Source organism: Nocardioides sp., assembly GCF_035576065.1.
Taxonomy (GTDB): Bacteria; Actinomycetota; Actinomycetes; order Propionibacteriales; family Nocardioidaceae; genus Nocardioides.
Genome location: NZ_DATLWX010000013.1, coordinates 17,762 through 41,386, shown reverse-complemented (window position 1 = coordinate 41,386; position 23,625 = coordinate 17,762). Strand labels below are relative to the sequence as shown.

Sequence of the window (23,625 nt, the reverse complement as noted above, 5' to 3'; positions counted from 1 at the left end):
CCCACCCTTCCTCCCACCGTTCCCAGCAACCGCAAGGAGCCAACCATGACCGTCACCGAACCGTGCGTCTCGCCGACGACCGGCACCCTCGGTCCCGACCTGCGCGTGAACTACGCCTATGGCATGGTCCTCGGGCTCGACGAGTTCCTCCAGGAGCAGCTGCACCGCCTCACCAGGGACGGGCTGCACGAGCGCGGCCAGCACGGCTTCGGCACCGTGTCCGGGCTCGCCGTCTCCGTGGCGCCGACCGGGACCACCGACTACACGATCAGCGTCACCACCGGCATAGCCGTCGACCAATGGGGACGCGAGATCGTCATCCGCTGCGACCAGTGCGCGCGGCTCGGAGCCTGGCTCGGCGTCCAGGAGCAGGCCGACCCCGGGACCCTCGGCCGGCACCTGCAGCCCGACGGCACGGCCACCGTCTATGTCGTGGCGTCCTATGCCGAGTGCCTCGACGCGCTCGTGCCGCTGCCGGGCCAGCCGTGCTCGAGCAGCGACCAGACGATGGTGCCGTCTCGGGTGCGCGACGCCTGGGACGTCGAGCTGCGCTGGGAGCCGCCGCCGATGCCGCGGTGGGACACCGACCGCCGGCTGGCGCGGCTGCTCGGCTCGGTGGACTTCGTGGCCGGGCTGCCGGCGGCTAGCTCCGACGAGGACGACATCCTCGCCGCCGTACTCGAACTCGCCCAGCGCGCCGATGACGGGCCGGGCGACCTCGACCCGGCTCCCGGCACCACCTGGAAACTCCCGCTGGAGACTGCCGCGGCCACCCTCGACCGACTGCTCACCGTGTGGGTGACTCGGGTGCGGCCCGGCCCCGCCGACGGCCTCACCCCCGACCTGATCGAGCCCGACCCTGCCTCGGACCCCGCGATCCTGCTGGCCACCATCACCTTCGAGCCGGCCCAGCCCTTCGACTCCGCCGCGCCGGAGATCGTGTCCTGCGAAGACCCGGTCGACGAGGGACGCCCGTTCCTCCTGCACACCCAGCTCGTCCAGGAGCTCCGTTGGCTCGGTGAGCGCAGCGAGACGGTCCCGCCGTCGGAGCCCAACCCGCCCGTGACGCTGGTGACGCTCTTCGCGACCGGGGGCACCAGCAAGGACCCCACCAAGATCGACGCGTGGTTCCAGCTCGAGAAGCCGGTGCACCTGCCCGAGACGATCAACGTCACCGACGAGGACGGCGGCGACAGCGAGTTCGTCACCTCGGCGCTCGACGACCAGGGCAACCCGGTCGACTTCGCGTTCGTGTGGACGCTCACGGCCAAGGAGCCGAGGATCAGCGCCCGTCCCGGACTCCAGCTGCGGGCCTTGTTCCCGGCGACCAGCGTCCGTATCGCCGACTTCGGCACCACCCTGCTCGACTTCGAGGACGCGACCGGCGTGCCGTTCCTCGACCAGGACTCGCAGGGCGACGTCACGGCGTATGCCGCAGTGCACGGCCCCGAGCAGGTGCAGGCCGCGGCCGTGGCGAGCAAGGAGTTCGTCGAGATCACCACGATCCTCAACGACGGTGAGCGGCTGATCCTGGAGATGTGGTTCCACCTGCAGCCGCGAGAGTGGCTGGACAACGTCGCGATGCTCGACTTCGAGGTCAAGATGTTCGACGAGACGACGGGAAACCAGGTCTCCATCGGGCAGAAGGTCCAGTCGTCGGTGTCGCCGAACCTGTGGTATTTCGAGCTCAAGCACCCCCAGCCCGGTCGCAACGTGCCCATCCTGCTGCGCCATCTCTTCCTCACCCATGAGGCGGTCGTGCAGGACCCCGACGGCAACAAGGTGCAGCTCGACGAGTGGATCGATCGCGCCGACATCCTCTACCTCGGCTGGGACGAGACTCGTGCCGAGGTGGTCGCGTTCAGCAGATCGGAGCCGTTCCGCGAGGTCGAGGTCTCCAACCTCTTCGAAGACGGCCAGGTCTTCCCCCGGCCAAGGCGCGAACCCCCCGCGCCGGGCCGGATCCTGGTCGGCCCGTTCGCCTTCCGGGACGCCTCCCCGCCGACCGACCGCTCCCCGATCCACTCGGACGTTGACGAGCGAAGGCTCGCGGCGAAGAAGACGGTGCCCCGCACGGCAGTCAAGAAGACAGCGGCGAAGACCGTGGCCAAGAAGACCGTGGCCAAGAAGACCGTGGCCAAGAAGACGCCCGCGAAGAAGACGCCGGCCAAGAAGGGCGGCGGTCCCCGATGAGCAGCCAGGTCGTCGGTGCCGACTTCACCGACGGCGCGCTCCTGCCCAACTACGTCAACGGCCGGCTGCTGGTGGCCGAGGACCTGGCCACCAGCCAACAGAGCCTGCGCACCCGCGACACGCGGATCGGCGAGGCAGCGGGTGCGGGCACCGTCCGCGGGCTGTGGGTCACCGGGAGCCAGACGACGCTGACGATCCAGCCCGGCCTCGCCCTGTGCCGGGCGGGCGGCCCGGTCGTGGTGCCGCGTGCGGTGACACTCAAGCTCACCCACGCCGTGGCCGCGCAGCCGGTCGACGACTCCGACTTCAGCTGCTGTGGCGGCGCACCCGGCGGGGAAGAGGGCTCCGCCCTCACCGAGGGGATGTTGCTGTTGACCGCACGAGCCAGCTGCCGTCTCGACGGCCAGGCCCCGCTGGTGCCGCCACCCACGACCCAGGTGTCGTCGTGCTGCGCCGCCCAGTGGCAGGTCGAGGGCGTGGAGTTTCGGGCCATCGTGCTGCCCGTCGGTAGCGTGGTCGCCGGCGCGGCGGTCACCGACACCAACCGCCGCAACCTGGTCGCGCACTGGTGCTTCGGCACCGAGCAGCTGCTGCGGTTCGGCCGCGACCCCTTCGCCTTCGATCCCGCCTATGGCGGGTTCGACCGGCTCGCGGCGGCCGACCTCACGCCGTACGACGTGCCGCTGGCCGTGCTGCACTGGGACGGCCACGCGGTCATCGACCTCGACAACTGGTCCGCGCGGCGCCGAGTCACCCAGCCGGACGCAGTGCCCTCGGCGTGGTCGGCGACGGTCTCGGAGCGGCGTGAGTCCGACGGGATCGCGAGGTTCCTGCAGTTCCAGGACCAGGCCGAGGAGCTGGTGTCGCGGGCGCTCGCCGGATCGGCCAGGGCCGACACGTTCTTCGGCCAGCTGCCACCCGTCGGCTTCCTGCCGGTCGACAACTCGGGCTTTCGCAAGCTCGCCGAGGAGGGCGTGCGCGACCTCGCGAAGCAACCCGCCCATCCGACCTATGAGGAGGCGGCGGAAGCGGCCGAGAATGCCTGGACCTCGCGACGCTACCGGATGACGGACTCGGTGCCCGGCGAGTCCGCCGAGAATGAGCTCCAGCAGATCGAGATCGTCAGCGGGGTCAAGGAAGCCGTCAAGACGCTACGCAAAGAGCACATCAGCGCCTTCAAGCAGTTGTTGGCGGTGGCGGACGCCTCGGTCGGCCACGGCTACGACCCGGAGCGCTTCTTCGGGTCCCTGGGGCGCTCCGGCGGCTTCCTCGACTGGGAGCTGGCCGAGTGGGCGCTCGAGCAGTCATGGCGGGCCATGCCCGTGGCCACGCGGACCCGCGAGGACGACGACCCGGACGCGATCGCCGACGCCAAGTCGAACAGGGAGCGGCGCGACCACGCGGACATGCGCCGGGCGACGCCCTTCACCTACTACTACGTCATCCAGAACCTCGAGACAGCCGCCGACAACACGGCGCTCTACCGGCAGATGAGCAGCCGCAAACGACGGGCGAACGGCGGCTTCTCCGCCTCCAGGTTGTACGTCGTGTTCATCGCCAACCGCCGCTGGGCGACCCGGTCGCGGCCACCATGGCTGTCCTACCACCCGACGGGTATGACCGGTGCCCGCTGAGCTCAGCATCGGTGTCCTTCGAGTCTCGGGTCCGCGACTCGACGCCGAGGCGACCGTGCGACGCCTCGACCTCGTCCGAGGCGACGACCGGCGCGTGCTCGTCGTACGCCGACTCTCGGTGTCGGTAGACGACCCGCTCGAGGCCCGCCGGGCCCTCGACGAGCTGCGCCGTCGCGCAGCGCGACCGGCCCTCGGTCCGGTGGACCCGCGCGCCGAGGCGGTGGAGTTCTCCGACGAGGCCGAAGCCCTCCGATGCCTGTCTGAGGACCTCGCCGACGGGGTGGCGCGCCATCGCTGGTGGTGGCGCGACAGCCTGCCGGCAGGTGACGCCGGCGAGGCGCTCACGACCGCCTGGCTCCGATCACCGCACTGGCTGCCCGCCGCCCTCGGACCAGTGCTGCGCGAGCACCCCGAGCTGGCCGTGGCGATGGTCTCGTTGCTCACCCCGGAGCAGGTGGCGCGGGTCGTCGCCGCCATCGTCACCACCTATGTCGGCGATGCCGGCGATGCCGGAGATGCCGTCGATGCTCAAGACCGCACCACCGAGCCGACGGCCGCCCGCGAACACACCGCGCTCAAGCCGGCACCGGCGTGCGTCCCCGAGTCCGACCTGCCGGCGGGGCCGCCTGCCACCAGGCTGCTGCTGGGTTTGGTGCGCCTGCTCGACGAACGACCGGCCAGTGTCTCAGGGCTGCGGACCTGGGTCGAGCAGGCGGTCCGGCTGGCGTCCGCCATACCCACATCGCCGGAGGCGCCAACGGACCCAGTGCGCCCAGTCCCGGCGCCGGATCCGCTGCCCACCCTGCGCCTGCAGCCTTCCGCGCCGGAACCGCCCCACCCCGCAGCCGACCCGCGTGACGAGGAACGCCCGCCGGGGCCGGGGCGCGAACCCGTCGTTGCCTGGAAGCCCCGTCGACGCACGCCGCCGACGGAACCAGCCGACCGATCGTGGCGCCACGCACCCTGGGCCGGCAGCGGGCCCTCGATCCACAGCGAGTTGGCGACGATGCTCTTTTCCGTCAATCTCGTGCGCAGGTTCGGGCTCGACCGACTCAGTCCTGCCAGTGCCGACGCCGCGACCGGCTGGGCGGTCGTCGAGGCGCTGAGCCGCTGGCTGCTGCGCACTGTCCCCCCGCCTCGTCGCAGGACCCTCCTCGCCGACCCGCTCCTGCAGCTGCTCGCCGACCTGGACGGCCGGCCAGCCGATCGGCGGACTCCGGTGCGACTCGGGGCCGTGCGACCGGTCCGGCAGTTCCTCACCGAACGCCGGATCGGCGTGGACACCTTCACCCAGCCCGGCGAGATCCTGGTGTCGCGAACGCACGTCGACGTGGTCCTCGACCTCGACCGGATCGACCTTGCCGCTCGCTCCGCGGGGCTGGACCAGGACCCGGGGTGGGTCCCCAGTCTCGGCCGCGTCGTGCTCTTCCACTTCGAGCAGGTGGGCTGAATGGAACACGCAGCCCTGGTCCGAGCTGTCGTCCAGCGCCGGTTGCTGGACCGGCTGGCCGAGGCCGGCACCGAGGCCCCCTGGCTGGAGACCCTCCACGACCGGGCCGCCACGTGCGCGCCCGACGACATCCCCGACCCCGACACGTGGTGGACCGCTGCGGCCCTGTCCGCGACAGACCCCAGCACACCCCTCGGCCGCCTCAGCCTCGACGAGGCTCTGGTGGTCACGATGGCGGGTCTCATCGAGGACGACATTCGCTTCGGCAGTCTCTTCGCCACCTTGCAGGAGCCGCTCCGCAGTCGTCGACCCTGCGTCGGCCTGGTCGGCTGGGTGCTCGGGTCGCCTGCTTCTGGCGGACCCGCGGCCTATGCCCGAGGCTGCCACGACCTGATCGCCCGTGGCGTCCTGCTGGTGGACAATCCTGGCGACCCCCGGGCCGAGTGGACGCTGCGACTCCCCGCCGCGGTCTGGGAGCTATTGGCCACGGGCTCTCTGGACGGGTCGGCTCTGCCGCAGCAGCTGAAGCTGCGCAGCGGCTTCCCGCCTCTGTCCGAGCTCGCCCTGAGCGAACCCTCGTACGCCGCAGCCGTGCGCCTGCCGGAGCTCGTTGCCGACGGTGTGGTGTCGGCCGTCGTCGTACGCGGCCAGACGGGCAGCGGCCGCACCACGGTGCTCGCCGCTCTGGCGGGCCCTGACCTTCTCGTCTACGACGGTGATCCCGGCGACCCCGCATGGCAGCTGGCCGGTGCCTTGGCAAGACTGGCGGACCTGACCCTGGTGGCGCGCTGCCACCCCGGTCCGGGCGAGACGATCGTGCTGCCAGCGCTCCCGCCGGGCTCTCGTCCCCCCGGGGTGGTCCTGGGGTGCTCGGGAAGCGTGACCGGGGCTGCCCTGGAGCGCGCCGTCACCCTCGTCCTGGGTCCCTGCGGTCCCGACGACCGTCGGCTCCTCTGGCGCTCTGCCGGGGTGCCGGCGGAGGCACCCGACCTGCCCGAGATCGTGGAGCGGTTCCTGCTCAATCCCGGTGACATCGTTCGCGCCGCCCCGCTCGCCTCGATGGCCGCGCGAGCGCAGGGGCGTGCTGTGCCGACCGTCGGCGACGTGCGAGCGGCCACCCGCTCACTGCGCCGGCAGGACCTCGAGACGCTCGCCACCCTGCTGGAGCCGCTCCCCGAAGCGTCCAGGCCGATCCTGCCCCACCACGCCGCGGAGGAGCTGAAGACCCTGGTGCGTCGCTGCCGCAACCGGGAGCGGCTCTCCGTCGTCACGGGAGGCAGCCACGGGGGTCTCAATCGCGGTGTGCGGGCCCTCTTCGCCGGACCGAGCGGTACAGGCAAGACGCTCGCCGCGCGTCATGTCGCCGCGCTGCTGCAGCTCGACGTCTACCGGGTCGACCTCGCCTCGGTGGTCAACAAGTACATCGGTGAGACGGAGCGAAACCTCGACAGGGTCCTCGGCCGGGCGGAGGAGCTCGACGTGCTGCTCCTCCTCGACGAGGGCGACGCCCTGATGACCCGCCGGACCGAGGTGTCCACCGCCAACGACCGCTACGCCAACCTGGAGACCAACTTCCTGCTTCAGCGGCTCGAGACCTTCGATGGCATCGTCGTGGTGACCAGCAACGCCGCAGCCCGGATCGACCCGGCCTTCCTGCGCCGCATCGACGTGACCGTCGACTTCGTCGCACCCGACGCCGAGCAGCGACTCCAGCTGTGGCACACCCACCTGCCTGCCGACCACGAGGTCGATCCCGCCGTGCTGCGCGACATCGCCCGGCGCTGCGCTCTCACCGGCGGTCAGATCCGCAACGCGTCGCTGCATGCCCTGCTGCTCGCTCTCGACGAGGGGGCCGTGATCGGCGGTCTCTTCGTGACCGATGCCGTGCGCCGCGAATATCGTCGGGCAGGAGCGGCCTGCCCACTCAACTCGGGTGCAGACGGCGGGCGCGGGGTGAACGACGTGAACGGGGACCGAGCGAACGGGGACCGACGAGTGAGTCTGCCGAGCTGGTAGTCGCGGTCAGTCGATCCGGTCGAGCAACTCCTTCTCGTCGGCATATCTCGGCTCGTCGAACGACCCCGCCTTCAGGGCCGTGAAGTGCCGACCGACCTCGACCTTCCACCCCGGGTCGATGTCCGGGTCCAGCACCTCCATCAGACGCAGGGCCGAGGCACGAGAAGCTCCGGGACCGATGACGCTCGGGTCGGCCACGACGTCGTTGCTGATGGCGTGCGACTTCGGCACCACGTGACTCGTGTAGGCCGCATCCACCTCGTCGAACCACGCCTCGAGCTGGCGCTTCACCTTCACCTTCGCCTGACTGCCCGCCGGGAGCTCCTCGCGCTCGGTCTCTGCCTCGAGGTAGGCCTTGCGAGCCGATGCGAAGTTAGCCTCCGCCTGGCCCTTCTCGGCCGGAGTGCTTGCCTTGGTCCGCGCGTCGTCGGCTGCCTTCAGCTTGTCCTTGTGCGCCTTCCAGGCGGCGTGCCCTCCCTCTTTCCAGAACGGCACCAGCTTCTCGTTGTGATGGGTCTTCGTGGCCTTCAGGAGGTCGAGGTAGCGGAGGTGGAACTGGTAGTAGGGACTCTTCGGATCCTCGGCCACCTTGCCGAACAGCTTGGCCTTCAGGGTTTGCTGGTACGCCGCCCACAGGCTCGACTTGTCGGCGGCGGCCGCTCCCGACAGGTGCGGAACGGCGCTCACGGCATAGGGCGCGTCGGTGATCTGGACGAACGCATCAGTCGCCAGCTCGCCCAGAAACGCGTCGTCGGTCGCGGCATTGTGCTTGGCTGCGGGACGCGGCTGTCCCTGCTCGTCGGTGACGTCGAACTTCGCACGCATCGCGTCGATGGCGGTCTGGTCGTAGTGGGTCACGTCGTCGTTGTGCACGAGGTAGGCGCCGATCGGAGCCGTCGAGCTCGTGATGATCAGCCCGATGTGCACCGGCAGCTGCACGAAGCGCGTTTGAAGCTTCAAGGTGGGCTCCTCGCGGACGAGCGAGAGCATGTAGGCGATCCGCAACGCGTAGACACCGCAGTCGTGCACGAGCTGCCCGGTGAGGGCCCGCGGGAACTGCATGGTGAGGAAGCTGTCGCCGAAGTCGTCCATGTTGAACGGCGAGTGGGTGGTGAAGGTCTTGAGATAGACCTTGAGCAGGTCGAGCAGCGACTCGAAGGCCACCTCGGCGCTGGAAGTCGCGCGCCGAGCTGTGTACTTCGCGAGCAGGAACCTGCGCCAGTCGTCGTCGCTGTGCAGGTTGAGCCCGTCCTTGCCGAGCGTCTTGGCCGCCGCTTCGTTCTCCAGCGTATCGCTCGTCCTGTTCTTGCCGCTCTTGTCCAACTCCTGCCCATGGATCAGCTTCAGCACGTTGATCTGCCGCTGTCGCAGGGCGAGAATCCGCCCGGGCTCGACGGGCTGGTCCGGGCGCGGATAGATGTTGCTCCGCTCGTCCTCGACGTCATAGGAGTCGAGCTGGGCCTTGCGGTCCTTGGCTCCGGGCTGGTCAAGCCACGAGTCCACCTGCACCAGCACGTCCTTGCGACCCTTGCTGCGATATTCGGTCGTGTTGTTCTCCAGCCCGGTCTGCGGCATGGACAGACCCGCCATCGTGGCCAGGCGTTGCTCGAGGGCTACGAGCGTCGCGTCCCCTCGCCCGGCAGCCAGGTCCGCGGCAGCGAGGTCCATCAGCGCCTGCACCGGTGCCTGGGCGTCGATGAACGCCGCCCTCGCGAGCGCGGCCAGCTTGAGCTCCCAGAGATGGATCGTGAGGTGGTCGCCGCTCTGGTTGCCGAAGCCCGGCTGCGTGAACGGATCGGTGTTCGCGGCCAGCCGCTTGCGGTCCTCTGCGACCTGCTTCGGATCCAGGCCCTGGAGCTCTCGCACCAGGACCGGGATGAGACCGAGCTCGGCGTCGAGCAGCGTCAGAGCACCCTTCGGGTCAGACCAGCTGATCTTGGTGCGAAGCCTGCCCAGAGCATCTTCGGTGAGCCAGGCCTCGGTGTCGAAGGTCGTCGCTACGGTCCCAGATCTGCCATAGACATCGAGCAGGGACACCTGCCAGGTCCGGAACCGCATTGCCTGGGCCGGACGCCCCATGAGCATGAGTCGGGCCATCAGCTCGGCCGCGGTGCTGGTGCGTGGGACGAAGGTCGGCAACAGGTGGACGTTCGTCTTCTCCACTGCGACGAGCGCCTTCTCCACCTCCGCGCCCTGCTCGGACTCCACGACCTGGCACAGCTGGAGCACCGGCCTGATCGCCAGTTCATGGTGCCCCCAGCTGCGCTGGAACGCGTCCTCCACCTCGGGATAGAAGGTCGTCGGCGTGGGGGGCGACTTCTGCGTCGAGACGGCGGGCGGTTCACCCCGTTCGAGCACCACGTGGGCCAGCTCGTGCGCGAGCAGGGCCCGGCCCCGTGGTGTGGTCGGGTCAAAGGCGCCGGGGGCGAACGCCACCACCCGGCCCAGAGCGAAGGCGTCGGCACCCAGGTCGCGCGCACCGTCGTACGCACCGTGCAACCGGACCTCCGACAGGTCGTAGCCGAAACGCGCGGAGAAGTCCGCGCGCTCTCTCACAGGCAACCGATCAGCACCACTCTCGACCTCCGCGGGGGCAGGTGCCGGGTGGAGGTTGCGCAGCGCACGCCCTGGCTCCGGCGTCGATCGCAGCGCATGCGCCGCCAGTGAGTCCGCCTCGACCTCGCGATCGACACGTCGAGGGGTGCGCGCCCACAGCGGCGTCGTGGCAGTCGGCTCGGCGGCACTCTCCTCGGCCCTGCCGCTGGTGCCCGATGTGGTCGATGCAGTCCCGGGCGTTGGCCGTCGGTCGCGCTCCCCGGCAGGGCTCATTGCCCCTGCTCCCTCGGATCGGTGGCGCGCACATCGGTCGACTCACCCGCGACCGCCCTGGCACGGTACTCGGCACGGAACTTCGCCATCATGGCGTTCTTGTCGTTGTGCACCCGCTTCGGGATCGCCAGGAAATTCGACACGTCGTCGGCGCCGGAGAGCCACAGCTCGATCACGTGGTCGACCTCCCAGGCCACGCCCACCTCGTCGTTGGGCCAGCCGTCGGTGCGCCCGTCCTCCCTGCCGCGGTCCACCCCCTTCGCGAACTCGGCGAGATACCAGTCGGGGAAGCGGCCGCCCTTGACTGCTGCCTTGACCGCGCCTTGCAGGTCGCTCTCGAGCCCCTGTCCACGCGCCGCACTCCTCGGGGACTGGCCGAGGACCAGCAGGTCGGTCGAGCCCAGGTGCTCGACCAGGCGCTTGAGCACCAGCTCACCGATGCTGTCCGTCGTCAGCTTCGCGGCGTTGGCGGTGAACCAGTCCACGGTCTGCTTGCGGAGCACGGGGTCGCGGAGGTCGAAGACGACGTCGCCCTCCCGTGCCCTGAGCCCTGCCCATTCGCTGACCAGCGCTGCGTACTCCAGCCGGGGGTCGAACTTCGGGTTCTTCTTGATCTTCTCGGCGAGCTTGTCGAACCTCGTCGCCAGGTCGATGAGCTTCGGCTTGAGGTCGGACTTCTTGGTCTCGCTGGCCTCGGTGCGCATGCGCTGCGCCTTGGACTCGACGGCATGCAGGGGCACCGGCTTGAACTTGTCGTGATATTGCGCGAGGTCGTCCTGCTTCTCCTTGATCCGCTTCCTGACCTCGCTCGGCAACGTGCCGGCCGCATCGTCGTCAGCCAGCTTGGCTAGGTCGGCCAGGACGTCGTCATACATCTTCTTGGTGGCCGGGTCGGCCTGCTCCTGCTGACGCAGGACCTCGCGTCGCAACGCCTCGATGGCCTTGCTGTGAGCGCCCTTCTGCTCTGCCGGTCCCGGCTCGGTCTGCGTCGGCTTCCCGGCGACGCCGGCGGCGGTGCGCTCGTCTGCGTCCTTGCGCTTGAGGTCGTAGTAGTCGTCGAGGTCCCTCATCACCCAGTTGTAGAGGTCGGACCCCGGCTCCATGTAGGACGAGTCGCGGCCATACTCCGCGACGTACTCATCGGGCGTCTTGGCCACGATCGTCCGGGCCGGCTCACCCGGCGAGGCGGGCAGCTCGACCAGGATCTTGAGCGGCGGCGTGGTGACCGTGACCTTCGCGAGACCGGTGCTGCCGTCTGGACGCGTCGACTGCACGAACTCGGTGTGGCTGCCGGTGCGCATGGCCGCCTTGACCGCGCCCCAGACGTCGGCCGGCGCGGGGAGCCGCAAGGTGATCACGTTCTCGGGGTTGGGGTGCAGGTGGACGAGGGCCTGCCAGCCGTCGCCGCGTGGGCCACGGACCGAGTTCTCGGTGCCGACCATGACCTGGAACTCGCCGGTGTTCGGGTTGAAGAACAACCCGACCTCACGCCCGGCCGACTCGGCAACTGCCTTGTCGTAGTTCTCGACGGCTTCCTTGGAGTTCATGGTCCTCGCGCCGTACTCGCCCTGTGGTGCGGGCTTGCCCTGACTGCTCGGCTGTGCGACCTCCTTGCCGAGCCGACCCTGGAGCGTCTCAACGACCTTCTGCTTCTCGGCCACGTTCTTGTCCGCGATCGGCTCGAACGGGCGCTCCGGGGTGGGCTTCGCCGTGCCGGTAGTGGTCCGACTGTCCTCGTCGGGTGTGACCTTCTCGTCTCCCTTGGGCTTGCTCGTCGCGTCGGTCTTGTCGTGCGCCGCCTTGCGTTCGGCCTGCGCCGTCGCCTCCAGCTTGCTCTTGGCGAGCGCCTTGGCATCGTCGGGGGTGATCGGCTTCGCGGGCGGCGCGGACTCCTCGGACTGCGCAGCCCCCTTCCCCTCGTCCGGGTGCACGGTCGGCGGCTTGGCCGGCCCGGTTCCGTCAGCGCGGGCGTGAGCGTCGGCCTCGCCGGTGCCCTTCGGCAGCGGTGCGGTGCTGTCCGGGGGATTGACGGCGTGCTCGTCCTTGGCTCGGAGCCCGCCTCCCATCATGGTCACCGTGATGGCGCCGGTCTCGATCGCGTGCAGGAGCGCCTTCATCTTGCGCGAGCGTTTCTGGCCCTCGCTACCACCGCTCTCCTCGATTTCGTGCCACTCCACGGCGAGCTGCACCGGGATCGAGAACAGCTGCTGCACGTTGTCGAACTTGCCGTAGATGTGCAGCCGGTTCTCGAGCTTCTCCAGTCGCGACAGCCACTTCGGTGCGTTCTGGAGGCGCTTGCTCCACTCGGCGCTGCCCCTGATCAGCGCCACACCTGAGTTGAGGAAGGCAGCAGCGCTGCCGATGACCCCGAGTGCGTCGAAGACGGTGCCGATCTCGAGCAGGTGACCGGTGCGTGCCCGCTTCACGAGCGAGTTGGCCGCGACGACGGCCCCGGCGACGCCGCCGACGGCCCCGATGACAAGGCCGGCCGGGCCGGTGACGAACAGGCCCGCGATCATCGCTGCCTTGGCGAGGTCACCCAGCCGGGAAAGTCCCCGATCGGCGCCGCCCGGGGCGGACCTCATTGTCGCCTCGACCGAGGCGGTAGGCACGGCCGCGCGGAGGTCGTCGGACAGTCGGATGGCCAGCGTGCCTCTGCCGTAGCCCGACTTCTCCGCAAATCTCCTGAAGCAGTCCCGGATCGCTTCGGCGCGTCCCTCCTCGCCCGGCTTCGAGCTGGTGCCGACATATTCGTCTCGGCTGCCGGGACTCGTGATGTCGACGAGCTTCCACTTCCAGGGCGCGTTGTCACCCTTCGATACCTGGCCGAGCATGCACAGCACGTCGGTCACCTGACCGGTGACTTCGCTGGCCAGCACCAACCGGGGCCGGAACTCTGCCTTCACCGAGCCGACCGGCTCGAAGGTGGCGTGCTCCTTGACCCACGCTGCGTGACCGCTCTTGGTCATCTGCTCGAGCGCCGTCTTCATCTCCTGGAGATAGGCCTGGAGCGGTTTGCCCATCCCGTGCAGGCGAAAGGCGAGGTCGACCTCGGCGTCGTCCCAATCGGCGTACGGCGAATGCTTCTCGCCGGCTGGGGTCGTCGGCAGCGGCGCGGTCCGGCGCTTCTGCAGCGACTCCGCGACGCGCACCTGGTCGCGCAGGTAGTCGACGCGAGTCCTGAACTCCTCGCTCGCGCTGCGCCCCTTGGCCTTCTTCAGCGCGTCCACCTCGGCCTGGGCGTTGTCGATGGCCCACTGCTCGCCCTTGGCCTTCGCCTCCTCGAGCTTGCGTTCCTTCGCGGCGATCACGTCGTCCTCGCGGTTCAGCGCTTCGACCGCACGGGCCTTGACCTGGGAGACCCGGATCGGCAGGACGGAGATGCTCGACTTGCGGATCACGTGGTGATCGGGGTCCTCACGTGCCTCGTCGGAGACCACCGGCGTCGCCACGCAGCGCACGATGTAGTCGCCGTCGTGGTCGAACCCGATCGACTGTGCGTCGAGCGGCTGGGTGAGGACGTCGATGAAGCTGCCGACGATCGAGCCGATCGTGCGGATCACGTTGGAGATCCCGATGACTCCGAGGTAGGCCGCCCGCGCCTCCCAGGGCCAGTCCTCCTCCGACATCATCTCGATGTCGTTGGCCTGGTCCTCGGCGATGGCGTCGAGGTCGCGTTCGAGGTTGGTGCCCGTCGCGCCGAGGCTGGTCTCCTGCTCGCCCTTCCCGATCGCGGTCTGCGCGGCGAGCTTCTCCGCCTCCTCCTGGCGCTTCTTGTCCTCGCCCTCGCTCATCTCCTTCGCCTTGGCGACGGTGAGCCCGGTGACGTCGATGACCTCCCAGTAGAACTGGATGCGCTGCATCCGGTTGAAGACCTCGTCCATGGTGCCCATCGACCGGGCTGCGTAGTTCACGTCCATCGTGAACTCGTTGGTCGCGCCCGACGTGGTCACTGCCGGGAAGCGTTCGTCGCGTCCGGTCATGATGATCTTGGATGGATATTCCGGAGCGTTCGCTATGCCGCCCTTGCCCGGGGTGCCCATCTCGCCGGGCGTTGCGTGGGTCGGGGTCGAACTGGCCTGCGCCTCGGCCTGGGCCTTGGTCTGCATGACGCCCTCGGTGCTGCCCTTGGGCTGGACGATCCCCGTCTCGGTGACCCCCTTCTCGATCCGGGTCGAGTTGGCGGGGTCCCGGGATGCCTGGAGCGCAGTGAGCGCCGCGTCAGCGCGAGCCTCGAGGTCCTCGGTGCTCTCCCCCTCCTTGAGCGGGACCGAGGTCCAGGCTCGGTCGATCTCCATCACCAGCTGGGGCGGGCCTTTCTCTCCCTGCCACGAGCTGTACTTCACCGGACCCCGGAGTGGGTCCTCCTTCTCCGCAGCCGGCGCCTCGCCGCCGCCACCCTGTTCGCCGGGGCCTGTCCCGTCACCTATTCCCTCCCCTTGGCCGTGGCCGGCCCCCTTGCCCTCGCCGGTGTCGCCCTTGCCCTCCCCCTGCTCGCTTCCTTCCTTGCTGCCCGGCGGAGGTTCGGACGACTTCTGGGCCGCCTTCTGTGCCTTGCGCTTCTTGATCTGCGCAAGCTGGTCCTTGGTCCAGCCCGGGGTGTCGGACGTGTTCGACTTCGGCCTGCGGAGCTTGTCGATCAGCTCCTGAGGGGCCGAGACACCGGGCAGGTAGACGACCAGGAAGCTCTGGCCCGGCGTCGCGCCGGTGACTGCCGGCCTCTTGGCGGTGGGGCGCAGCAGCAACGCCTGGGACTTGTCAGCCCGGGTCTGCACCCCTACCTGCCACACCAATCCCAGTGCCGGATAGGCAAGAGCGATCCCCGTGGCGTCTCCGGGCGGGAGCTTCGCCTCCTCCTGGGGCCGGACGGACATGACTGAGCCCTTCCCGTCGACGACGATCTCGTAGTTGTCACACAGGATCGTGATCGACACCGGCTCCAGCACCTGAGCCGGTGTCCCGTTGGCCACCTCTTCCTCGCCGAAGGCGTCGCGCACCGTCTTGTCCCACTCGACCCCGCCGAGGGTCTCCATGTAGGCACGCACCTCGCCGATGACCTTCTCCACGTCCTGCGGCGGCACGTAGGGCCTCCAGGTCGTGCTCTTGTCGACGGGCTTCTCGGACTCGTCGCGCCCCACTCTTCCGCCGCGCGGGGGCGCCACGACGTGCCCGATCTCGTGGGCGATGGTGTGCCGGCCGACCGGGTCGGTGAGTGCGGTCTCGACCCGCCCGACGGCACTGCCGAGGACGATGTCGCGGCCCAGGGTGTAGGCGTGGGCGTGCATCGCGTCGGCCTGCCGCTGGGCGCTCGGGGAGTCGTGGACCCGCACCTGGGAGAGGTCACGTCCCGTCGCCGGTTCCGCCCAGCGCCGTACGGCATCGGGGAGCGGGCGTCCACCCTGCGGCCGGAAGGCCTCCGGGATCTCGACGTGCGGCCGGTCCGGCACCTCGTCACGCGGCTCCGGGTCGTCGGGCGGGTCGGCTCCCGGCGGCGGTACGGCGAGTAGCGCATCGGCCACGCTCTCGGCCAGCCGCTCGTCGGCGTCGTCATGGCTGGTGACCCAGTCGGGATCCTCGGCCCCGACGGAGGCGACCCAGGCCGGCAGGTCACGCAGGCAGCCTGCTTCCACCACCGCACGTGCCCGCTCCATGGGCTGGGCCTCCGGTGCCGGCGGAGCCATGAGCGGTTCGACGGCCACCCGACCACTCTCGGCCCGCCCAGTCACCGCGCCGTCACCATCGGGCGACGTCGCGTTCGAGACGGTGACGCTCTCGTGACGGCACCGTGACGATGCTGCGACGGAGCCGTCACGCGGCGGCACCGCAGGCGTGACGCAACGGCCCACACGGCAGTGACCGGCGCCCGTCACGTTGGATCTGCACCAGGGGGGTGCTCGGGAGAGCCGGAAACGAGGGGTCCGATGTCTACGCCCATATTGACTATGGACAGCGCCGAGTCGGATGCATCACGATCGATCAGTCCTCGTCGCGGACGTGCGCTAGGGAGTGGTGCAGGTGAGGGCAGACCACTTGAGTCAACTCGGGGACGGCCCATGTCAGCTGGAACAGCGGGAACGAGCAACTGCTTGACGTTGTCGCTGGTGCGCGACTTCGAGCTCCGCAACAGCAACGCCTTCATCGACGTGCCACCGACCGCACAGCGCCTGATCGGCTTCCTCGCCCTGCAGGGGCCCCGGTCGGTGCGCCGCAGCCTGGTCAGCGGGACCCTGTGGCTCGACGCAACAGAGACGCGCGCCAACGCCAGTCTCCGCTCGGCGATCTGGCGCAGCCCGGTCCTCGCCGACGGTCCGCTGGTCCTCGCCTCCAACACTCACGTCTGGCTCCGTGAGGACGTCCAGGTCGATCTGCACACGGCCATCGGCCTCGCGCGCAGCATGCTCGATGCCCCCGCCCTCGATCCGACGATGATCGACCTAGACCACGAGCTGTCGTGGTTCACCGAGGACATCCTCGTCGGGTGGTATGACGACTGGCTGCTGCTCGAACGCGAGCGTTTCCGCCAGCTTCGACTGCACGTCCTCGACCAGTGCGGCGAGCTCCTGCTGCGCGCCCACCGATATTCCGAGGCCGTCCAGGTCGGCCTGCTCGCGGTCGCCTCCGAGCCACTGCGCGAGAGCGCCCACCGCCTCCTCGTCCGAGCCCACCTGTGCGAGGGCAACCTCGCCGAGGCCCTGCGCCAATATCGCGGCTATGCCGACCTGCTCGACCTCGAGCTCGGAGTCCGTCCGTCGGCGGCCATGGACGACCTGATCTCCGGCGCCCTGGCCGGCGCCTCCACCACCGAGTGGGCCAGTGCTCCTCGCAAGAGCAGCATCGCCAGCCACCTGTCGCGGCCGACCGCCTCGGCCTAGGGCGTGTCTCCCGAATCGTCCTAGAGGTTGACGCCGAGCACGTCGATCACGAACACGAGCGTCGAGCCCCCCGGGATGCCCCCGGTCCCCTCCGACCCGTATCCCTGCTCCGCCGGGATGATGAGCATGACCCGGCTGCCGGCCTTCACTCCCGCAAGGCCCGTGACCCATCCATCGATCAGGCTGCCCTCGGCCAGGGTGAAGGAAGCGGGTTCGCCCGAGTAGGACTCGTCGAACGCCTTGTCCTCGCCGTACACCGCGCCGTAGTAGTCGACGGTCACGCTGTCGCCCTCACTGATGGCATCGCCAGAGCCCTCGATGAGGGGGATGACTTGGAGCTCGCCGGACGGCTTCGGTGCTGCGGTGCTGAAGTCGATGCCAGTGACGACGCCGTCCGACTCGACCACCGTCGGGGCATCCGCCGGGGCCTCCACCGCCTCACCGTCGGGGCCCGCGAGCGGCTCCTCGCTCTCCGAGACGAGGTCCAGCACCATGATGAGGTCGTCGTCGGCGCGGAGCCCGAACTGCTCGGCCCCGCCTTCCCCGACGAGGTCGTCGACCGGCAGGGCGATCACGACGCGACTTCCCACCGTCGTGCCGACGACGGCGTCGGTGATGGCGGCGGCCTGCTCGGCAAAGTCCATCTGCTGCGCTGCTGGCTCGGCGTAGTTGCTCGCCACCTCTTCACCGTTGCTGCCGTAGACCATGTGGAACCGGTAGTCGAGCATCGTCGTCTCGGTCACCTCAGCGCCCTCACCCTCGATGACGACGCCATCGACGGGCTCGTCGACGTCGAGGCCGTCGACCTCGATCGTCGGCTTCTCGCCGAAGTCACCGGTCACCGAGACGCCGTCGACGACTGTGGGGACGGGCTCAGCAGGACTGGCTTCTTCGGAGCTGTTGTCGCCGCAGCCCACCAACCCTGCAAGGAGGACACCGGTGAGCGGAAGTGCTGCCAGGGAACGACGCATGAAGGGAAGACCTCGAACTGCTAGTCGGGAAGGACGTGTCCACCCTACGAAGCCATCCTGGGAGGAGCCTGAGCCGGGGTGTCGCTGGCGCTCAGCCTCCCAGCGCCGCCACCTCGTCCAGTCCATCCTGCAGGGACGCCCGGAGCACCTCGGGGTCCCGCACCGCCATCTCGTCGATGTTCACCCCGATGCAGGCCCGGTCGCCGTGGGCGAGAAGGGTCGCGGCCAGCGCCACCCCGGGCAGCGACCCGAAGGGGTACATGCCCTGCACCTTCGCCCCCGCCATGTAGGTGGCCCGCACGGGCCCCTGCATCGTCGCCGCGGAGGCGTCCGCCGCCACGCCGACCCCCAGGACCGCGGCCCCGATGTCGGAGGGCAGCCGACTCACGAGGGGGGCGAAGGCCCGAACGGCGTCGAGCGCGCGCTCGGTGTGCAGGGCGAGCACTTCGCCACGCACGGCCGCGATCCGGTCGGCGGGATCCTCGATCCCGGCGGGGGCCGCGATCATTGCTCCCGCGAAGCGCAGGCCACCCATCGGGTCCTCGGCGCGGTCGAGGGAGACCCGCAACCGGATCGGGATCTCGTCCACGTGGACGCCGTGGGCTGCGTGATAGCGCTGGAGGCCCCCGGCCAGGGCCGCGACGAACGCGTCGTGGAGCGACCCCCCGCCGACGCGGCCCGCGGCCCGCAGCTCGGCCAGCGAGCACGACAGCGCCAGGAACCGCCACGAGCGGCCGTCACGGTCGGCGAGCAGCGGTGAGTTGGGAGCTGGGGGTGCCGCCACGAGACGGCGGACCGAGGCGCCGTACCGCAGCGCCTCCGCGACGACCGTCTGTGGACGCAGCGACGCCGACAGGCCGGCACCCAGTGCCTGTGCCGCCCGGGTCGGTGCGGTGGCGAGGTTGTCGCGCAGGCCCGCCCGCGCCAGTGTGAGGGCATCGGTCTCCGGCATGTCCTCGTCCGGCGGGAGGACTGGCTTGTTCGGCGTGTGCCGCCGGGTCGGTGACTGCAGCAACGACAGGAGCTGCACGGTGCCGGCGCTGTCGGTGAGGACGCGGTGGATCTTGAGGACGTATGCCGCACCGCCGCCCTCGAGCCCCGTGACCAGCACCCCCTCCCAGAGCGGACGGGACCGGTCGAACGGGCGCAGTGCGAGCTGGCGAGCCACGTCGAGCACGTCGTCCATCGAGCCGCTGCCCCCGACCGGCTGGCGCCGGAGGTGGTAGTCCAGGGCAAAGTGCGTGTCGTCGACCCAGATCGGCGCAGTGGTCGGAACGGTCGGGTCGAGGACCCGTTGTCGGAGCCGGCGCACCAGGGACGTCCCCCACTCGTGGGCGGCACGGAACCGCTCCCAGTCGGGTTCGCGGTCGAGCAGGATCACGGTGCAGGAGGTCCCCGATCGCGCGGGGTGGCGTTCGGAGCGCCACGTCATGGTCTCGAGCGGATCGAGCACGGGCCGGCGGGACCACGCCGCGGCGGCCTCCCAGCGCTCGAGATCGGTGGCCTTCGGCTCGTCAGGCATCGTCGTCCACCTGCGGCCACCTGGCCAGCGTCTCGGCGAAGCGGGCATGCAGGCGAGCGACCTTGTCGTTCATGTTGTCAGCCGTCCAATCATTCTCGGGCTCCAGCACGCACACGTCGACGACGCCGGGGTTGACGATCTTCGAGCGGCGCCACATCAGCTCGCCGGTGTTGCGCAGCACCACGGGGACGATCGGGACTCCGCTCTGGACCGCGAGATGGAACGCACCCTTGCGGAAGGGCCCCAGCACCGGGGTGGCGGAACGGGTGCCCTCGGGGAAGATCAGCAACGAGGTGCCGCCCCGGATCCGGTCGACGAGCGCGTCGAGGGCCGCGAGCGCCTGCGCCGAGTCGGAGCGGTCGACGAAGGCCGGGGCGATGAGCAGCGAGCCCAGCATCGCGCGTGGGTCGAACCTGGCCTCCTTCTTCGCCACGACCGTGAAGTCCTCCTTGAGGAGCGACCCCATCACCAGGACGTCGAGTGCGCTCTGGTGGTTGACCACGAAGACAGCCGGCCGATGGGACCACAGGCGGTCGGCGTTGAGGACGTTGAGCTCCACGCCCGCGAAAGCCAGCGGGAGCGTGCTCCCCAGGCCGATTGCGGTGTTGCGGCCACGCTGGCCGTCCCGCGTGAGCAGCCCGACCGCCAGCCCGGCGCCGGCACCGGCGTTCATCGCGCCGAGCGCGGCCACCGTCCGGCCCAGGGCCGCGAGCGACGGGGTGACGGGGTCGCGGAGGTCGAGGACGGTCCAGCCCAGGCGCTGGGCCGCCATCCGCAGGCCGCGGTGCGGGTTGAGGGCGACCGGGTGACCCACGCTGGAGAGGAAGGCCACGTCCTCGTAGCCGTTGCCGTAGGCGTGCGAGTCCGCCAACGACACCTGGTGCTCGCGGGCGAAAGCGCGCACACCGGCGGCCTTGTGCCGCCCCCACAGCATGGTGCCCACGGGCTGCCCGGTGAGCACCCCGTCCTCGACCTCGAGCCGGGTGCAGATCAGGTGCTCGATCCCGAGGTCGCGGGCCACGGGTGCGATCTGGTAGCTCGTGGCAGCGGACGCCACGGCCACGGTGTGGCCCATCCGTTGGTGTGCCCGGACCAGCGCTCGTGCCTCGGCCCGGATGGTGCCGGCGATCTTCTGGAGGAACAGGCGCTCCCCCAGCTCGGAGAACGTCTCCTCACTGATCCCGCGCAGCGCTGCGAACGCCACGTCGGCGACCCGGGTGGGATCGCCGCCCAGGATCTCCCCGTCGAAGGCGGTGACGACCGTGCGCACGAACTCGGCTGCGGAGACCTCACCCTTGCGCAGTCGGTCGCCGTAGAAGGTCGCAGCGGTGTAGCCGGCCACCAAGGTGCCGTCGAGGTCGAAGAAGGCCCCCACGTGTGGCCCGCTCTCGCCGGCCTCGATCTCCTCGATGGCAGCATCGACCGCCGGCGAGAGTGCGGTCACCGGACGGAGTCCGACGCACTGACGGGGACGTCAGCGCGGTCGGGGGTGCTGAGGGTGGAGATCACGGCCAGCCGACGCAGCGAGTCCTGGATCTCGACCAGGAACGCCTCGCGCCGGGTGGCCAGCTCCGGTCCCGCGTCGAGCAGGCCACGGTGTCGAGCCAGGGCCAGGGCGGTCCGGTAGAGCTCGAGGGAGACCGACTCCGCCGAGCCGACCTTGCGCTGGAGCTGCCACTGCTGACCCACCGCCAGGGCGTCTGCCAGCAGCGTGTCGTCGTCGATCTCGGCGTCCCCCTGCTCCGCAAGACGGTCGGCGAGCACGAGGTAGGCGTCCAGGAAGGGACGCAGGACCAGGTGGGCCAGGTGCGGCCGAGCCTGACGCAACAGATCGGCGGCCCGCTCGGGGGTGATGTCGAGCAGCTCCTCGCCCGCCAGGATGCGCAGCTCCGTGCGGAGGTCCTCCTCGAACTGGACGCGGCCCGGGAAGAAGAACTCGAACTTGAGCAGGTCGCGGATCCGCTTGGCTTCGTCCCAGCCCACCTCCACGGCGCCACCCGCCGGCAGGGTGGCGTCCGACCTGAGCTCCGCGATCGTGAGCAGCGCCAGCTCCCCGATCGCCCGGTCGACGAGGATGTGGATGACGGTGTTGCGATAGAAGGCCGCGACGAGGTGCTGATCGTCGAGGATGCTCCACACCGGCTCGGTGCCCCCCTCGTACTGGCGAAGAACACCGCTGGTGGACAGCTCCTGCAACACCCTCCGGACGGTCGCCCGGTCCTGCAGGTTGGCACCACCGGCAACGGGCCACTCGCGCTCGTCGATGTAGACCGCGAGCGGCTCCACTGTTTCGAGGACCTCGTCCAGGGTGAGCGCCCGGTCAGCCCCCAGCAGCGCGAGGGACACGATGGCCGTGACCGTCACCGGAGTGGCCCGGTTGAGCCGGTGGGAGATGTCGAGCGCGATCCGCTCGATCGCCTGGTGGGACGACAGACCGTGGCCATGGAGCTGGTCGAGCCGCTCGCGCAGTGAGAAGGGTTCCCCCACGGTGAGGTAGGCACGGCCCATCCGGGTTCGCTGGAGTCGAGCGAAGCGCACCACGAACCGGAGGTCCTCGGGTCGCTTGCGAGCGCCGCGGGCCTCGGCCGTCATGCCGGAGACCTCATGCAGCTGGTCGTAGACGATCGAGATCGGCACCACCTGCGTGTCGGGCGAGCCGGGACCCTCGACCGCGTCGACGAGATACTTCAAGATCCCGTGGACCGGCGGCCTGAGCTTGCCGGTACGGGTCCGTCCGCCTTCGATCGACCAGGCGACGTTGCGCCGGTTCCTCACGAGCTGTCGGACGTAGGAGCGAAGCGTGAGCCGGTAGACCGGCAGGTCGGTGGTCGCCCGCCGGATGAAGATGATCCCGGTCCGGCTGGCGACGGCGCCCAGGACGGGAAGGTTGAGGTTGGCGCCGCCGAAGGTGAACGTGGGGCTGAACCGGCGTGCACCCAGGACGTTGGGGATCGCCATACCGTCGAGGTAGGAGCGGTGGCTGAAGGCGATGCCCAGGCTGTGCTGGCTGTCGAGCTTGCGGAGCCGCTGGATCTGCTCCTCGTCGACCACGATGTCGTAGGCCCGCATGAACCAGGCGCCGAGCCTGGCCCACTGCTCGGTCATCCGGTCGCCGTGATCTGCGGCCATCTCGCGCAGGTAGGCGGTGGCCTCGGCCCGAGCGGCACCCACGTCGGTGCCCTGCTCACGCGCCACCTCGGCGAGCTCAAGGTCGAAGGCGTCGTCCTCGAGGAGCTCGACGGCCTCGCGTGGCAGGCTGCCCGGACGCACACGCTCGACGGCCCTGGCGGCCAGCCCGCGGCTCCGACGCATCATCGCGGTCACCGATCCTCCGCGGGCGGCGGCGTGGCGGCAACCGGCGTGATCCGATGTCCAGACATGGCGGGAACATACATGCACCAGCCCTGACTTCCGAGGATCGAGCACACGGCGGACGGTCCCGTCCGATCGTCACCCGACCGACCCTAGGCTGCTCCCCATGCGTCTGTACCTGCTGCGCCACGGCCAGACCCACGCCAACGTCTCGGGTGCCCTCGACACCGCCCACCCCGGTCTGGAGCTCACCGACCTCGGCCAGCAGCAAGCTCGGGCAGCCGCCAGGGAGCTCGACGGAGCGGGCATCGACGCGATCGCGGTCTCCACCCTGACGCGCACGAGCCAGACAGCGCGCCCGCTGGCCGACGTGTCGGGCCTGACGCCCACCGTGCACGACGGGCTGCGCGAGATCTCCGCCGGTGACTTCGAGATGTGCAGCGACCAGGTCTCGGTCCACGCATTCCTCGAGACGATCGGCGCCTGGCTCGACGGGGACCTGGACCGCGTGATGCCCGGCGGCGAGACCGGCACGGGGTTCCTCGCGCGGTATGACGAAGCGATCGCCGAGATCTGCACCGGCAATCCTGCTTCAGCGCTGGTCGTCAGCCACGGAGCCGCGATCCGCACGTGGGTCACCCATCGGGCGACAGGTGAGCACGCGCCGGTCCACGAGGGCCTCCACAACACCGGGTGCGTCACCCTGGACGGCAGCCCCGAGGACGGGTGGGTGATCGTGTCCTGGCAGCGCGAGCCGATCGGCGGCGCCCGGCTCGACGACGTGACCGCGCCCGACCCGACCGGCGACGAGCTGTAGGGGCCGGGC

At 70.0% G+C, this 23,625-nt stretch carries 12 protein-coding genes; 6 read left to right on the top strand and 6 right to left on the bottom strand.

What is annotated here, in order from left to right; translation table 11 throughout:
* Window positions 1-45 precede the first annotated feature (45 nt).
* From VNJ48_RS06460 to VNJ48_RS06445, 4 genes are read left to right on the top strand one after another with little or no spacing between them, the layout of a single operon-like run.
* Entirely contained in the window at window positions 46-2,193 is a 2,148-nt protein-coding gene (locus VNJ48_RS06460) for a hypothetical protein (protein WP_325600275.1), read from the top strand.
* A complete protein-coding gene (locus tag VNJ48_RS06455) occupies window positions 2,190-3,827 on the top strand; it encodes a hypothetical protein (protein WP_325600273.1) in 1,638 nt (545 codons plus the stop codon). Before VNJ48_RS06460 ends, VNJ48_RS06455 begins: the two co-directional genes overlap by 4 nt.
* On the top strand, window positions 3,817-5,277 hold the full coding sequence (locus VNJ48_RS06450) for a hypothetical protein (protein ID WP_325600271.1): 1,461 nt from the start codon (window positions 3,817-3,819) through the stop codon (window positions 5,275-5,277). Before VNJ48_RS06455 ends, VNJ48_RS06450 begins: the two co-directional genes overlap by 11 nt.
* A complete protein-coding gene (locus VNJ48_RS06445) occupies window positions 5,278-7,293 on the top strand; it encodes an ATP-binding protein (RefSeq protein WP_325600269.1) in 2,016 nt (671 codons plus the stop codon).
* Between the two features lie 6 nt (window positions 7,294-7,299).
* Here the strand turns inward: VNJ48_RS06445 and VNJ48_RS06440 are convergent, their stop codons facing one another.
* The gene (locus tag VNJ48_RS06440; protein WP_325600267.1) at window positions 7,300-10,122 is read right to left on the bottom strand and encodes a DUF4157 domain-containing protein; all 2,823 of its coding nucleotides are present in this window, start codon (window positions 10,120-10,122) and stop codon (window positions 7,300-7,302) included.
* Window positions 10,119-15,821 carry an eCIS core domain-containing protein gene (locus VNJ48_RS06435; protein ID WP_325600265.1) on the bottom strand — a complete coding sequence of 1,901 codons (5,703 nt, stop codon included), beginning with the start codon at window positions 15,819-15,821 and terminating at the stop codon, window positions 10,119-10,121. Before VNJ48_RS06435 ends, VNJ48_RS06440 begins: the two co-directional genes overlap by 4 nt.
* Before the next feature lie 354 nt (window positions 15,822-16,175).
* On the opposite strand from VNJ48_RS06435, the gene VNJ48_RS06430 reads away from it, so the two are divergent.
* Entirely contained in the window at window positions 16,176-16,994 is an 819-nt protein-coding gene (locus tag VNJ48_RS06430) for a bacterial transcriptional activator domain-containing protein (RefSeq protein ID WP_325600263.1), read from the top strand.
* A 20-nt stretch (window positions 16,995-17,014) separates the two neighbouring features.
* Here the strand turns inward: VNJ48_RS06430 and VNJ48_RS06425 are convergent, their stop codons facing one another.
* The 4 genes from VNJ48_RS06425 to VNJ48_RS06410 form a co-directional block, all read right to left on the bottom strand.
* Window positions 17,015-17,965, bottom strand: a complete 951-nt coding sequence (locus VNJ48_RS06425) for an FKBP-type peptidyl-prolyl cis-trans isomerase (protein ID WP_325600261.1) — start codon at window positions 17,963-17,965, stop codon at window positions 17,015-17,017.
* A 91-nt stretch (window positions 17,966-18,056) separates the two neighbouring features.
* A complete protein-coding gene (locus VNJ48_RS06420; RefSeq protein ID WP_325600259.1) occupies window positions 18,057-19,487 on the bottom strand; it encodes a wax ester/triacylglycerol synthase domain-containing protein in 1,431 nt (476 codons plus the stop codon).
* Entirely contained in the window at window positions 19,480-20,931 is a 1,452-nt protein-coding gene (locus tag VNJ48_RS06415) for an HAD-IB family hydrolase (RefSeq protein ID WP_325600257.1), read from the bottom strand. Before VNJ48_RS06415 ends, VNJ48_RS06420 begins: the two co-directional genes overlap by 8 nt.
* Complete coding sequence (locus VNJ48_RS06410) at window positions 20,928-22,802, bottom strand: lysophospholipid acyltransferase (protein WP_325600355.1); 1,875 nt, start codon at window positions 22,800-22,802, stop codon at window positions 20,928-20,930. Before VNJ48_RS06410 ends, VNJ48_RS06415 begins: the two co-directional genes overlap by 4 nt.
* 163 nt (window positions 22,803-22,965) lie before the next feature.
* On the opposite strand from VNJ48_RS06410, the gene VNJ48_RS06405 reads away from it, so the two are divergent.
* Window positions 22,966-23,616 (top strand): histidine phosphatase family protein, encoded by a 651-nt coding sequence (locus VNJ48_RS06405; RefSeq protein ID WP_325600255.1) that lies wholly within the window; start codon window positions 22,966-22,968, stop codon window positions 23,614-23,616.
* Window positions 23,617-23,625: the final 9 nt, after the last annotated feature.